Here is a 13433-nt window from a genome sequence, read left to right on the forward strand (position 1 = left end):
CAATCCCGTGGCCTGGGTGTGGTAACCCGGAAATACACGAAGGCGCGGTAGCGCTATGGCCGAGAGCAGGCGCTTTTTTTATGCCTGCTGTTTTCTCGTGCATTTATGGCGGGCCGTGTGAGGCGGGCTTCGGCTCGGCCGGCATTCCTTCGTGAGCCGGTTTACCACCCTTGCACGGTCCGCCTCCATCCGTGTGGTAACGGTTGGAACGCGGCTCCTTAAATCACGAAGGAGCATAAGGAAAATGCGCTATCCCCCTTTTACGCACGGGCACCTCCCCGCTGTTTGCGTCGTATCGATCACCTTCGTTCTGGAGGTGTGCCGTGGCTGAGTCGAACCACATCGCCTTCCCTTCACTGCCAACCCCTGCCGCGGGCGCGCGTGAAAAGAACTATCCCTACCGGATCGAAGCCGAGCTGCAGCTGGCGTTGCTGCTGCGCCAGTTCGGCTCCGCCGAGCCGGAAAACGATCAGATGATGTACCTGGACGCCAGGGAGATCCGGCAGGTACGGGCGCGCATTCGTGAGTTGGCGGCGCTGCTGGTCAATGTCATCGAACAGGCCAGGGAGGGCGGCTGATGAGTCGCCGTGGCGTGTGCCGGCTGGCCGCCCACGACGAGCATCCCGGCGTCGAAATCAACCTCCCGGCCAGGCAGCAGGCCGCCTTCGATCTGGGCGCGAACTGCGCACAGGCCTGGTTGGCGAGTCCCAATCCTGGCTGGTTGTGGGCCGGGATGCTGGCCGAGCGTGACCTGCTGAGGAGCGAGGCGGCGCGCCGGGCGTTCGATATCGGCTTTCTCAGCCGCTTGCACCAGCGATTGCGCTCGCCGGGCGACGGTGGCCTGCCGTCGGGCTAGCAGGGCGGCCGCGTGGATCGGCCCTCTATCTGCGTTCGTCGGTATCGCCGCGTGTTTCGTCCGGCCCCTGGATGTGCGCGGCGAAGCCGGTCCGCTGCGGTGCGATCTCCGGGCGCAGGGTCAGCGCGGGAATCTCGTAGGCGCCGCCATTCTGCTGGCGGAAGGCGATGGGCGCGGTACTGAACAGCGTGTCCAGGCGCTCGCCGAGTTGCTCGCACAGCGCGGCGTAGCGGGCCGCGTCGGTGCGACCGGTGCGGTAGGCGACGAAGGGCGGCAGCACGTCGAAGCCGGGGTAGTAGAGGATGCCGTGCTGGATCGGGAACAGCAGGTCGTCGATCGGCCCATTGATCCCGCGCGGGCCGTAGTGGCTGTCCCAGCCTCCGGTGGTCACCAGCAGCATCGCGCGCTTGCCGGCCAGCCTGCCTTCGCCGTAGCGCTCGCCCCAGCGGGCGTCGGAATGCTCGCCCACGCCATAGGCGAAGCCGCAGGCGTACACGCGGTCCACCCAACCCTTGAGGATCGCCGGCAGGCTGAACCACCACAGCGGAAACTGCAGGATCACCGCGTCGGCCCAGAGCAGCTTGGCCTGTTCGGCGGCGATGTCCGGGCTTTGCAGGCCGTTGTCGAAGGCGTGTTTCGAGTCCGCAGAGGGGTCGAAGCGTTCCGCACCTCGCGGCGCCAGGCTGTCGTCCGCATCCAGCGTGGGTTTCCAGCGCATGGCATAGAGGTCGGAGACCTGCACGTGGTGCCCGGCGGCTTCGAGATGGCGGACGGCGAAGTCCTTCAGCGAGCCGTTGAGGGATTGGGGTTCGGGGTGCGCGTATACCAGAAGGATGTTCATCGGAAAGCTCCACGGTCGGATGCGCGCAGGATGAACTTGCGTCCGGTATTGTGGAAATGAATATCCGAAATCCCTGGTATAGCCGTGAACAATCTCAGAAAGCTCGATCTGAACCTGCTGCTCACGCTCGACGTGCTGCTCACCGAGCACAACGTCACCCGTGCGGCGGAGCGCCTTAACCTCGCGCAGCCTTCGGTCAGCGTGCACCTGGCCAAGCTGCGCGAGTTCTTCGGCGACCCGTTGCTGATGCCGGGCCCGCGCGGCATGCGCCCCACTGCGAAGGCCGACGAGCTGCGCGAGCCGCTGCGCCAGGCGCTCGAAGCGCTGGGCCGCGCGGTGGCACCCTCGGCGCCGTTCGATCCACTGACCGCGCAGCAGACCTGGCGCCTTGCAGCGACCGACTACGGCGAGACCACGCTGGTCCTGCCGGCGCTGGCGGGGTTCGCCGCGCAGGCGCCGGAGTCGCGCCTGGCGGTGGTGGAGCTGGTGCCGCCGCGTATCGCCAAACAGCTGGAGCAGGGGCTCGTCGACCTGGCGTTCCACACCCTGGAAGGCGCGCCGCCCGGACTGCACGGCCGCACCTTGTTCGCCGAGCGCTACGTGCTGGCGGGGCGCGCCGGGCATCCGGCGTTGCAGACGGCGCCGTCGCTGGAGCGCTTCTGCCAGCTCGATCAGGTGATCGTCTCCCCGGACGGCGGCGGCTTTCGTGGCGTCACCGACGAGGCGCTGGCCGCGGCCGGGCTGTCGCGCCGGGTGGCGCTGTCCGTCCCGCATTTCCTCTTCGTGATCGCGGCGCTATGCGGCACCGATCTGGTGGCGATGCTGCCGTGGCGCCTGGTGCGGGGTAATCCCGCGTTGCGCGTGGTCGAGGCGCCGGTGGCGGTGCCGGGTTACGAGATGACCATGCTCTGGCACGAACGCTCGCACCGCGACCCGGCGCACCGCTGGCTGCGCGAACACATCGTGGGGAGCATCGAGGCGGACGCCGCCGTGTAGGTAAACCGCTGCCTCAGCGGCCGGGCGGTTCGTCCGTCGGGCAGGCATCCCGGCAGCGCCGGCTGGCGTCGGGATGCGGCAACCAGGCCAGGTGCGGGCGGGCGCGGGCGAACAGCCGGTAGCCTGCCAGGAACAACGGCCGCAACGGCTTCCAGGCCAGCGGCGCAGCCCAGCGGCCAACGCCCGCCGCGCGCCAGCTCCAGAGCGTGGCGTCGATACCCGTGAGCCATTCGCCGCTGGCGCTGCGCGCATGCAGGCACTCGCTCAGTTGCTGGAGGCTGCGCCCGCTGGCCTCGGCATCGAAGTCCGGCGCGCTGATGTCGCGCATGACCAGCCGTTCGGGGCGGGCATGGCGGGCCAGCCAGCGCACCTCGCGGGCGCACAGCGGGCAGGCCAGGTCGACGTACAGCGTCAGCGGAAACTCCGGGGTCTTCATCGGCTCTCCAGGTGTGCGCGGTGGATCATGGGCGCGCGGCGGACGTCGCGACCGTACGGCAGGTCGCGAGCGGCCGGGCGACCTACACGGCCAGCAGCTCGCGCACCCGGGCGCTGAGCGCGTCGATGGCGAAGGGTTTGGTCAGCACCTGCATCCGCGGGCCGAGCTGGGTATTGCCGACCGCGGCGTTTTCCGCATAGCCGGTGATGAACAGCGTCTTCAGGTCGGGGCGGGTTTCGCGTCCCGCGTCCGCCATCTGCCGGCCGTTCATGCCGCCGGGCAGGCCGACATCGGTGATCAGCAGGTCGATGTGCACATCCGACTGCAGCACCTTGAGCCCGGAAAGGCTGTCCGCCGCCTCGATCAGGGTGTAGCCGAGATCGCCCAGCACTTCGGTCAGCAGCAGGCGCACCGTCGGCTCGTCGTCGACGATCAGGATCGTCTCGCCAGCGTCGGCGAACTCCGCCGGCAGCGCGCCGGTGTCGTCCTCGTCCTCCCCCGCATCGCCGTGGAAGCGCGGCAGGTAGAGGGAGATCGTGGTGCCCTGGCCCACTTCGGAATGCAGGCGCACCTGGCCACCGGACTGCTTGGCAAAGCCGTAGATCATCGACAGGCCGAGCCCGGTGCCCTGGCCGATGGGCTTGGTGGTGAAGAAGGGGTCGAAGGCCTTGGCCATGACATCCGCCGTCATCCCGGTGCCGTTGTCGCTGACGCACAGCGCCAGGTACTGGCCGCCGGGCATGTCCAGCGCGCCCGCGGACTCGTGATCCAGCCAGCGGTTGGCCGTTTCGATGACGATACGGCCACCGCCGGGCATGGCATCGCGGGCGTTGAGGCACAGGTTCAGCAGGGCGTTTTCCAGCTGGCTGGCATCCACCAGCGTCGGCCAGAGGTCCCGCGTGGCCAGCGTATCGACCACGATGCCGGGGCCGACCGTGCGCTGGATCAGCTCGGTCATACCCTGTATCAGGCCGTTCACGTCGGTCGGTCGCGGGTCGAGGGTCTGGCGCCGGGAGAAGGCCAGCAACCGATGCGTCAGGGCGGCGGCGCGCTTGGCCGCGCCCTGGGCGGTGACGATGTACTTGTCGAGGTCGTTCCAGCGACCCTGGGCGATCCGCGCGCTCATCAGGTCGAGGGCGCCGGAAATGCCCGCCAGCAGGTTGTTGAAGTCGTGGGCGAGGCCGCCGGTCAGCTGGCCGACCGCTTCCATCTTCTGCGACTGGCGGAGCTTTTCCTCGGCCTGCATCAGCTCGGTGGTGCGTTCGGACACGCGCTGCTCGAGGGTGTCGTTGAGCGCGCGCAACGCGGCGTTGGCGCGGTCGCGCTCGGCCTCGACGGAGCGCCGTTCCTCCACATCGATGAGCACCCCGGGGAAGCGCCGCGGGGTGCCGTCCTCGGCGAGGTCGACGCGGCCGTTGGCCTCGATCCAGTAGTACCGGCCGTCCGCGCGTCGCACCCGGTACTGATGCGCGTAGGCGCCGCCGCGGGCGATGGCCTTGTCGATCGCGGCGATCAGGCCGTTGCGGTCCTCGGGGTGCACGGTGGCGATCACCTGTTCGAGGCTGAGGCCTTCGCGACCGAGAGCCGGGTCTATGCCGAAGGAGTGGGCGAAGGCTTCGTCGACGTTGAAACAGTCGGTGGGCAGGTCCCAATTCCAGGTGCCGATGATGGCGCCGGCGGCGAGGGCGAGCTGTACGCGCTCGACGTTCTGCCGCGCGACGGCTTCGCTGGTGCGCAGGCGGTCTTCGGCGGCGTAGCGGGCGGTGACGTCGCTGAAGAGGATCGCGATCTGCCGGTCGGCGGGGTCGCCCACGCGAACCGCGCGCACGTCGAACCAGCGCTCGAAGGCCCTCGCGTAGCCCTCGAAGGACGCCGGCTCGCCGGTCTTCGCGACGCGCCCGTAGGTCTCGAACCAGAAGCGCTCCAGGTCGGGGGCGAATTCGGTGACCCATTTGCCGCGCAGGTTCACGCCGGCCTGGCGCTCGAAGGCCGGGTTGGCTTCGACGAAGCGGTAATCCACCGGTTGGTCGTCGGCATCGAACTTGACCTGGACGATGGCGAACGCCGACTCGATGGTTTCCAGGATCGTCCGGAAGCGCTCCTCGCTCTCCCGCAGCGCCGCCTCGGCGGTGCGCAGGCGGGTCAGGTCGAGCATCGCGCCGATCATGCGCACGGCCTGGCCTTCGTCGTTGCGGATCACATGGCCACGGTCGAGGATCTCGGCATAGCTGCCGTCGTGGCGGCGGAAACGGTATTCGGCGCTCCAGCTCGTCGTGTCGCCTTCGATCACGGCGTGGATCGAGTCGTCGATGCGTGCGCGGTCGTCGGGGTGGATCTGCGCGATCCACCAGTCGCCGGTCATGTCCTGCGGCGTCAGGCGGTGGCCGTAGGCGTCCTCCAGCGCATCGTTCCAGAGCACGTGGTTGGCGATCAGGTCCCAGTCCCAGATCGCATCGTTGGTGGCCTTGGCCACCAGGCGATAGCGCTCCTGGGTTTCTTCCATGGCACGCCCGGCCAGGTGTTCGGGCGTGCGGTCGCGGAGAATCTTGACGTAGCCCAGATGCGTGTCGTCGTCATCGTAGAGCGGCATCATCTCGCCGGAGGCCCAGAAGCGCTGGCCGTCCTTGCGCAGGTGCCAGCGTTCTTCCGGCGCGCGCTGAATCTCGGGGTCGATCCGGCCGCCAGCCCGCTCGGTGGGGAAGAAGAACCGCGTGGCGTCCTGGCCGCGCATTTCCTCGGCGGTCCAGCCCAGCAGGTGCGTGGCGCCCGGATTCCAGTCGGTAATCACGCCGTTCGGGTCGGCAACGATCATCGCGAAGTCGATGGAGTTTTCGAAGAGGACGCGCTGGCGAGCCCTGCTGCCGCCGAGCCCCAGGTGGCTGGCTTCTGCCGGGGTATCGTCGTGCGAGGCTTCCGGGTCCGCCGCAGCGACGGTGGTCGGCCGATGGCCGTCGGCCTGCGCCTTTTCCAGCGCCGCGCGCAGGCGCAGGACTTCGGCTTCGAGCGCTTCGCGGCTCAGGTCTTTCAGGATGTTCCCACTCACGCAACGTCACTCATTCTGGCGGGCTTGTATCCGCGACCTGTTATGGCGGCAATCAGACCAGAAACCCCCGGGCTTTGCACCCGCCGATAACCGGTCTTTTCGGGGCGCCGCGGCGGCGTTGCGCGAGTTGGGCCAGGCTAGTCCTCGAAGCGACCGCTGCCTTCGCGATCCTTCGGGTAATGCCGCGCGAGCGGGAACGGCGGCAGCCAGGACTCGCGGCGGACGACCCAGCTCTCGTAGGTGGGCGTGAACTGGTCGGTGGCATCCAGGGAGCCGACGTTCACCTCGATTTCATCGGCGCTGCGCGAGAACACCGACGAGCCGCAGCGCGGGCAGAAGACCCGGCCCTGGTAGTCCCGCGTCTCGCCCTCGACGGTCACCGCCGTCTCGGGAAAGATCGCCGACACGTGGAAGAGCGCGCCGTGGTACTTGCGGCAGTCCAGGCAATGGCAAAGGCCGACGCGATAGGGGCGCCCCGACGCCACGAGTTTGACGTTGCCGCACAGGCAACCTCCGGTGAATCGATCCATGCTGCGTGTCCTCTCGCTGTGAAGGTTTGAGAGTGGCCGATCGGCCCGTCGGCCTGGATAGGCTGGCGGGCGTCTCGGCGGATAGTCGATACGCCATATCGACCACGCGGGCAGTCGTTTGCGCCCCCGACGCTCCCATCCCCCACGAAAAGGACTTCACCTGCAAAGGCGCAGCGGGTTACCTCACTGGAATTCCCACCTCACGCCGACCCAGGCGGTGCGCGGCGCGCCGGGGGCGACGAAGGTTGCGCCGACGCTGGCGCTGCGCCGGCCGTTGACCGCGCCGCTGCCCGACTGGCCGTCGGTGCGCAGGGTGCCGCCCGCGTCGAAGGGATTGGCGCCGAGCATGCCGGCAGTGGCGTATTCGCGGTCGAAGAGGTTGTTGACGCGGGCGAACAGCAGCCACTGCGGATCGATCCGGTAGTCGGTGGTGAGGTTGAACAGCGTGTAGCCGCCGATCTTGCCGCCGCCCTGGTAGAGACCGCCGCGCTGGTGGTCGTTGTTCTCGTTGCCGCGCACGTAGCTGCCGGAGAGGGCGATGGCATCGCCGCCGACGTTCAGGCGTTCGCTGAGCGCGTAGCGGGCCGACAGCTTGAAGAGGTGCCGGGGGATCAGCGGAATGCGGTCGCCGGGCTTCACGCTGAGGGTGCCGTCGTCGGCGCTGCTGTTGGCTTCGCCGAGGAAGGTCTCGCTGGAGCGGTAGGTGGCGTCGAGGACGGTGTAGTTGGCGCCCAGCGTCCAGTCGCCCCAGGCGCCGGCGAAGCCGGTCTCGATGCCGCGACGACGGGTCTTGCCGAAATTGTCGAAGTAGCCGCTGCCGCTGGTGCTGGAGGAGACGAACATGATGTCGTCGACGTTGATCGAGCTGAACACCCCGGCGTTCCACTGCATGTGTTCGCCCAGCGTGCCGCGCAGCCCGGCCTCCCAGGTCTTGGTCACCACCTGCTCCAGCGGCGGGTCGCCGGCCATCGAGTTGGGCAGGCGGCAGGGCGCTTCCGGGTTGGCGCAGCCGAGTTCGATGGTGGTTGGCGCGCGGCTGCCTTCGCTGTAGCCGAGGTAGCCGGTCACGCGCGGGGTGAAGGCGTAGGTCAGGCCGATGGCGGGATTGAGGCGGCTGAAACGGTGGGTGCCGCTGAGCGAGGCGTTCTCGTCGATCTCGTCGCCCAGCGCGTCGCCGTCCAGTTCGTAGTGGGTCTGGCGGTCGTGGTTGCGCACCGAGACATGGTTGTAGCGCGCCGAGGCGGTCAGGTTCAGCCCCTCGGTCAGAGTCAGGGTATCGCTGCCGTAGAGGCTCCAGGTGCGGGTGTTGCCGTCGAGGTCGACGCTGCGGTCGTCGAGGTCGCCGTCGAGGTTGAAGGCGTTGCCGGGCTCGGCATACACGCCGCTGCCGAGGATGCCGCGGTCGGCGGTGAGCGCGCCGAACTCGGCGGACTGCCGGAAGCGCACCTGGCTGTAGTCGAAGCCGCCGCCCACGGCGAAGGTGTTGGCCCGGTCGAACAGGCGGTTGCGGAACGATGCCTGGGCGAACAGCCCAGCATTGCTTTGCCGGGTGTCGGTGCGGTTGATCACGCCGGTGCATTTCTCGCCGGGTTCGCCGCCCGGCTCCAGTTCCGCGAGGCAGGCGGCGAGGTTGGCGGCGGTGGTGTAGGCGCCGGGCGTCAGCAGGATGTTCTGGCCGGCTTCGCCGACGCCTTCGGGCAGCGCTTCGTCGTTGATGTCGCCGTTGAAGGTGTCGGTGCGGATGTGCCGGTAGTAGGCGTTGCCCGACAGGCTCAGGTCGTCGCTTACGTCGTGGTTCCACTGCAGGTTGAGGAAGCTGGCGGTGTTCTGCGTGTTGTCCGGGTGGGTGTAGACGCTGTCGTAGTCGCGGCTCAGGAAGCTCCTGGGGACCATGCCGTTACCGTTGAGGTCGGTGTCGGCGAAGCTGTAGGTCAGCTTCAGGTCGGTGGTTTCGCCCTGCCAGCCGAGCTTGCCGAACAGGTTCTGCGCATCCGAGGCGGAGTGGTCGCGCCAGCCGTCCTCCTCGAACCAGGTGCCGGCGACGAACCAGTCCCAGGCGCCCTGGCTGCCGCCGTATTCCCCTTCACCGATCCGCCGCCCGTATAAGCCGAGCGTGGCCTGCAGGGCGCCGCCGGGATAGGCGCGGCCGTCCTTGGTCTGCACCGCGAGCGCGCCGCCCAGGGTGTTCAGGCCGAACAGCGGGTTGCTGCCGGGCATCAGTTGCGCGCTGGCGATGGCGTTCTCGGGGATCAGGTCCCAGCTGACCACGTCGCCGAACGGCTGGTTCATGCGCACTCCGTCAACGTACAGCGACAGGCCCTGCGGCGTGCCGAGCAGCGGCGAGGCGGTGAAGCCGCGGTAATTGATGTCCGGCTGCAGCGGGTTGTTCTGGATCTCGTTGAGGTAGACGCCGGCGACCTGGCGGTCGAGGAAGTCGGCCAGCCCCAGCGACTGGCTGCGGGCGAGGTCCTCGGCATCGAATGCCTGCAGCGGCGCGGCGACGCTGTCAGACGGCGTGGCGAAGGACGGCAAGGGTAGGGTGCCGATCACGGCCATGGGTTCGAGGGCAAGGGGCGCGGGAGCGTCCGCGGCCATGGCGAGCGGCAGCACGCAGGCGTTGCCCATGACCAGGGCGAGGGTGATCGAGGTGCGCATGGCGGCTCCGGTGTTTTTATAGGAATGGCGGATGCGTGCCATTAGAGCGGCGGCAGGCTCGGGAAAAAATCCTCCGTTGGGTCCGGCGCGGCTGTACCTAGGTACTGGTGGCGATCGACAGCCGTGCCCGGCGGGGCCGGCAGGGCGCGGGGGTGTACCATGCGCGTTCCGCACGTTCCGAGTGAGCATCGATGAGTTGTACCGACCGCAAGATCGACCAGCTGCGTCAGCGCATTCCGCGTTTCGACTGCGTGCCCGGTTGTCACGATTGCTGCGGGCCGGTCACCGCGTCGTCCGAGGAAATGGCGCGCCTGCCGGTGCGCAGCGACGCCGACCACGATGCCGCGCTGGCCGAGTTCAACTGCGTGCACCTCGGCCCGCAGGGCTGCCAGGTGTACGACCAGCGCCCGCTGATCTGCCGCCTGTTCGGCACCACCGCGAGCCTGCCGTGCCCGCGCGGGCGCGGTCCGGAAACCCCCACCGAGGCGCACGTCGAGCGCCAGGTGCACCGGCTGATCGCGACCACCCGGCAGGTGCTGGTCTAGCCGCCTCCGCGCGGGCTAGAAACGCGCCGCCAGTTGCGTCAGCGCGTGCAGCACCAGGCCCACCAGTCCGCCCACCAGGGTGCCGTTGATGCGGATGAACTGCAGGTCCTTGCCGACGCTCTGTTCCATCTGCGTCACCAGTTCGCGGCTTTCCCACTGTTCCACGCGATCGGCGATGTAGTCGCCGATCTGCCGGCGGTAGCGCTCCAGCAGCTCCGGCGCGGCAGCCATGGCCTGCTGGTTGATCCACGCGCGCATGGCGGCGTCGGCGGCCAGTGATTCGCCGAGGCCCTGGGTCAGGCGGACGATGCGCCGGCCGATGCGCGAGTCGTCGCTGTCCAGGTCGTCCTGCAGCCACTGCACCAGCGCCTGCCAGAGCTGCTGCAGGTAGGCGGTGGTGGCCGGGTGTTCGAGCAGCTGGGCGAGGAGGCGTTCCACCTCCAGGCGATACTGCGGATCGTGCTTGAGGCGCTCGACATACAGCGCGACGTGTTCGTCGAAGCGTTTGCGCAGCAGGTGCTGCGGGTCGTTGGCGACCTCGGCGATCAGCGAGGAGATGCCATCCACCAGCTTGTTCGCCGACCAGTTGCCGACGCTCTTGCCGAGCCCCAGGTAGCGCAGCGTGCGCACTTCCGAGGTGATGGTGCGGGCGATCAGCGCGCGGGTGTCGTCGTCGCGCAGCAGCCCGTGCAGGCGCACCAGGCCCTCGTCGAGCACCGCCTGGTGGCGACCCTGGGCGGTGAGCAGTTCGAGCAGCCTGCCGCACGCCGGCGCGAGGTCGACGGCGCGCAGGCGGTCGACCAGCTTGCGCTGGACGAAGTCGCGTACCGGTTCGTCGCGCAGCGCGGTGACGCCGAAGCGCGCCACGCCGATCAACTGGCGACCGACCATCCCGGCGTTGTCCGGATGACGCAGCCAGTCGGCGAGACGGCCGCCGAGGTCGAGCTGTTGCAGCTTGGCCAGCACCATCGGGGTGGCGAGGAAGTGCGTGGTGATGAAGTCCGACAGCTTGCGGCCGATGCGCGCCTTGCTGCGCGGGATGATCGCGGTGTGCGGAATCGGCAGCCCGAGCGGGCGGCGGAACAGCGCGGTGACCGCGAACCAGTCGGCGATGGCACCGACCATCGCCGCCTCGGCGAAGGAGGCCAGATAGCCCCAGGCCGGGTGTCGCGCCTGCATCGCGGTGGCCAGCGCATAGAGCGCGGCGGCGAGCAGCAGGAGAAGCCCGGCCAGCAGCTTCATGCGGGCGACCGGGGATTGCCAGGTGTGCAGCAGACGGCTCATGGATGTCCTCGCTCGAAGGAGGGTTGGGGAGAGGGGAGGGCCGACCGTTTCGCGGTGTTTCCGGCCCTCTCCCCCAGTCCCTCTCCCATCAATGGGAGAGGGGAGCCAGTGCGGGCGACCGTGTGAACCGCATTATGGTGGTCGGCAGCTTGCCTGATAAAAGAGTGCCGCGACCTGCCCGGCGTTCGCCGGGCGGTGCGTGCAGGGTAATTTCCTTCAATACCCCGCAGGAGGCGATCCCTAGCCTGCAGCACTGGTTCCCTGCTGCAGAGATCGCGATGACTCCCTACCTGTCCATGGCCGCCTTCGCGCTGGCCTCTTCCATCACCCCCGGCCCGGTCAATCTGGTGGCCCTGAACTGCGGCGCCCGGTACGGTTTCGCCGCCAGCCTGCGACACGTGACCGGCGCCACGCTCGGCTTCACCCTGCTGTTGCTGCTGATCGGCCTCGGGCTCTACCAGGTGCTGCAGCGCGCGCCGCTGCTGATGGTCGGCATCCAGTGGGGCGGCGTCGCCTTTCTGCTGTACATGGCCTGGCGGCTGGCACGCGACGATGGCCAGCTCGGCACGGAACGGCCGGCTGCGCAGCCGTCGCTGTGGACCGGAGCGCTGATGCAGTGGCTGAATCCCAAGGCCTGGCTGGCGTCGGTGGCGGGCATGGGGCTGTTCGCGGCGGACGGCGAGCTGACGCGGGTCTGGCTGTTCGCCGCGCTGTACTTCGTCATCTGCTATGTCTCGCTCGGCGCCTGGGGCCTGGCCGGCAGCCTGCTGCACCAGCACCTGCAGCATCCGGCGCGGGTGCGCCTGCTCAACCGGACGATGGCGCTGCTGCTGGCGGGCAGCGCCCTGTATCTGCTGGAGGGCTGAGGGCGCTCCGGGCACTTCTAAAAACGACCTGCGTTGTCGTCACGTCGTTCGTGAACGGTGCTTTGCGCCTGTTTTTGCCGGGCGCTGACGGCCTCGCCTGCGTTCTTGGCGATCCCTTTCAGTCGCGGTACTGGCCGGGTGTCGCCGCGAGATGGCGCTTGAACGAACGCTGGAAGTGCGCCTGGTCGGCGAAGCCGGCGTCCAGCGCCACCTCGGCCAGGCCGCGGCCCTGGCGCAACCACTGCTGGCTGCGCTGGATGCGACGGTTGAGCAGGTAGGCGTGGGGCGTCATGCCGTAGCGGCGCTTGAAGCGGCGGATCAGGTAGGACGGCGACAGCCCGGCCGCCGCGCAGATGGCTTCCAGGGTCAGCGCCTCGGTGCAGTGGGCGTCGATGAACTGCGCGGCGCGCTCCAGTTGCGCGGGTTCCTCGTCCACGGCCGCCGGGCGCGGTGCCAGCGTGCGCTGCAACAGTCCGAAGAATTCGACGATCGCGCCCTGCTTGTGCGACGTGTCGGCCTGCTCGTCGAGTAGCGTGGCGTGCAGCCCGGTCAGGGCGGCGAACAGCGCGGGATCGCGGCTGAGGATCGCCGCGAACGGCGCGAAGGTGCCCTCGGCGCTGGCGCCCAGCTCGCCCTGCAACGCGCCGAGCCAGGCGGCGTCCACGTAGAACATCAGGTACGACCAGGGTTGCCCGTCGACCGGGTTGCAGGCGTGCACCGCCTGCGGATTCATCAGCACCACGCAGCCGGCCTCGATGGGCTCGCGGGCGTTGCCGTTGAAATAGGTGCAGCTCCCGGCCGTGACCGCGCCGATGGAGAAAAAGGCGTGCGAGTGCGCCGCGTAGCAGACCTTGCGGCCGTCCTCGACCGAGCGGGCTTCGATGAAGGGCAGTGCGTCATCGCGCCAGAAGCGCGGCTGATCGCTGGGAAGGAGGGTGGTCATTGGGGCACCTGCGCGGCGGTTGCCGGGCAGGCACTTTATCAGTGGCGAGAAGGTTGTGCTTTCCGTAGGGTGCGCCGTGCGCACCGATGGATGCCCGTCCGGCTGCTCGCGGTGCGCATGGCGCACCCTACGTTCAGGCGGCGGCGCCGGCGCGGAGGCTTCGACCGGGGTGGTTGCCGGGCAGGCTCTTTATCAGTGGCGAGGAGGTTGTGCTCCTGCCGTAGGGTGCGCCGTGCGCACCGACGAATGCCCGTCCGGCTGCTCGCGGTGCGCATGGCGCACCCTACGTTCAGGCGGCGGCGCCGGCGCAGAGGCTTCGACCGAGGCGGTTCCGGGCAGGCGCTTTATCAGTGGCGAGAGGGTTGTGCGCCTGCCGTAGGGTGCGCCGTGCGCACCGATGGATGCCCGTCCGGCCGCTCGCGGTGCGCATGGCGCACC

Annotated in this window: 12 protein-coding genes; 5 read left to right on the forward strand and 7 right to left on the reverse strand. The window is 68.8% G+C overall.

Annotated elements, in window-relative coordinates; genetic code table 11:
* The first annotated feature begins 323 nt into the window (after positions 1 to 323).
* Together B2X67_RS17450 and B2X67_RS17455 are read left to right on the forward strand one after the other, a co-directional pair.
* Positions 324 to 578: a hypothetical protein gene (locus tag B2X67_RS17450; protein ID WP_286786267.1), complete on the forward strand. Its 255-nt coding sequence runs from the start codon at positions 324 to 326 to the stop codon at positions 576 to 578.
* A complete protein-coding gene (locus B2X67_RS17455) occupies positions 578 to 856 on the forward strand; it encodes a LasR-specific antiactivator QslA (RefSeq protein WP_286786268.1) in 279 nt (92 codons plus the stop codon). Before B2X67_RS17450 ends, B2X67_RS17455 begins: the two co-directional genes overlap by 1 nt.
* A 25-nt stretch (positions 857 to 881) precedes the next feature.
* Here the strand turns inward: B2X67_RS17455 and B2X67_RS17460 are convergent, their stop codons facing one another.
* Positions 882 to 1697: an NAD(P)H-dependent oxidoreductase gene (locus tag B2X67_RS17460; RefSeq protein WP_286786269.1), complete on the reverse strand. Its 816-nt coding sequence runs from the start codon at positions 1695 to 1697 to the stop codon at positions 882 to 884.
* Between the two features lie 84 nt (positions 1698 to 1781).
* Between B2X67_RS17460 and B2X67_RS17465 the strand changes: the two genes are divergently transcribed.
* Positions 1782 to 2693 carry a LysR family transcriptional regulator gene (locus tag B2X67_RS17465; RefSeq protein ID WP_286786270.1) on the forward strand — a complete coding sequence of 304 codons (912 nt, stop codon included), beginning with the start codon at positions 1782 to 1784 and terminating at the stop codon, positions 2691 to 2693.
* Positions 2694 to 2706: 13 nt separating this feature from the next.
* On the opposite strand, the gene B2X67_RS17470 is transcribed toward B2X67_RS17465, so the two are convergent.
* From B2X67_RS17470 to B2X67_RS17485, 4 genes are all read right to left on the reverse strand, one after another.
* A complete protein-coding gene (locus B2X67_RS17470) occupies positions 2707 to 3129 on the reverse strand; it encodes a thiol-disulfide oxidoreductase DCC family protein (RefSeq protein ID WP_286786271.1) in 423 nt (140 codons plus the stop codon).
* 82 nt (positions 3130 to 3211) lie between these two features.
* Positions 3212 to 6004, reverse strand: coding sequence for a PAS domain-containing hybrid sensor histidine kinase/response regulator (locus tag B2X67_RS17475; RefSeq protein WP_286786278.1), 2793 nt, complete (start codon positions 6002 to 6004; stop codon positions 3212 to 3214).
* Between the two features lie 305 nt (positions 6005 to 6309).
* Entirely contained in the window at positions 6310 to 6702 is a 393-nt protein-coding gene (locus tag B2X67_RS17480; protein ID WP_286786272.1) for a GFA family protein, read from the reverse strand.
* A gap of 183 nt (positions 6703 to 6885) precedes the next feature.
* Positions 6886 to 9357, reverse strand: a complete 2472-nt coding sequence (locus B2X67_RS17485; RefSeq protein WP_286786273.1) for a TonB-dependent receptor — start codon at positions 9355 to 9357, stop codon at positions 6886 to 6888.
* Positions 9358 to 9548: 191 nt separating this feature from the next.
* On the opposite strand from B2X67_RS17485, the gene B2X67_RS17490 reads away from it, so the two are divergent.
* Complete coding sequence (locus B2X67_RS17490; protein ID WP_273232814.1) at positions 9549 to 9902, forward strand: YkgJ family cysteine cluster protein; 354 nt, start codon at positions 9549 to 9551, stop codon at positions 9900 to 9902.
* A 15-nt stretch (positions 9903 to 9917) separates the two neighbouring features.
* Here B2X67_RS17490 and B2X67_RS17495 read toward each other — a convergent pair whose 3' ends face one another.
* The gene (locus B2X67_RS17495; protein ID WP_286786274.1) at positions 9918 to 11186 is read right to left on the reverse strand and encodes a DUF445 domain-containing protein; all 1269 of its coding nucleotides are present in this window, start codon (positions 11184 to 11186) and stop codon (positions 9918 to 9920) included.
* A gap of 278 nt (positions 11187 to 11464) precedes the next feature.
* Here B2X67_RS17495 and B2X67_RS17500 point away from each other — a divergent pair, with 278 nt between their 5' ends.
* Positions 11465 to 12052, forward strand: a complete 588-nt coding sequence (locus B2X67_RS17500) for a LysE family translocator (RefSeq protein WP_286786275.1) — start codon at positions 11465 to 11467, stop codon at positions 12050 to 12052.
* Positions 12053 to 12170: 118 nt separating this feature from the next.
* Here B2X67_RS17500 and B2X67_RS17505 read toward each other — a convergent pair whose 3' ends face one another.
* Positions 12171 to 12995, reverse strand: a complete 825-nt coding sequence (locus B2X67_RS17505) for an AraC family transcriptional regulator (protein ID WP_286786276.1) — start codon at positions 12993 to 12995, stop codon at positions 12171 to 12173.
* Positions 12996 to 13433: the final 438 nt, after the last annotated feature.

It is taken from the genome of Pseudomonas sp. UBA3153, from assembly GCF_002364635.1.
Classification (GTDB): Bacteria; Pseudomonadota; Gammaproteobacteria; order Pseudomonadales; family Pseudomonadaceae; genus Pseudomonas_O; species Pseudomonas_O kuykendallii.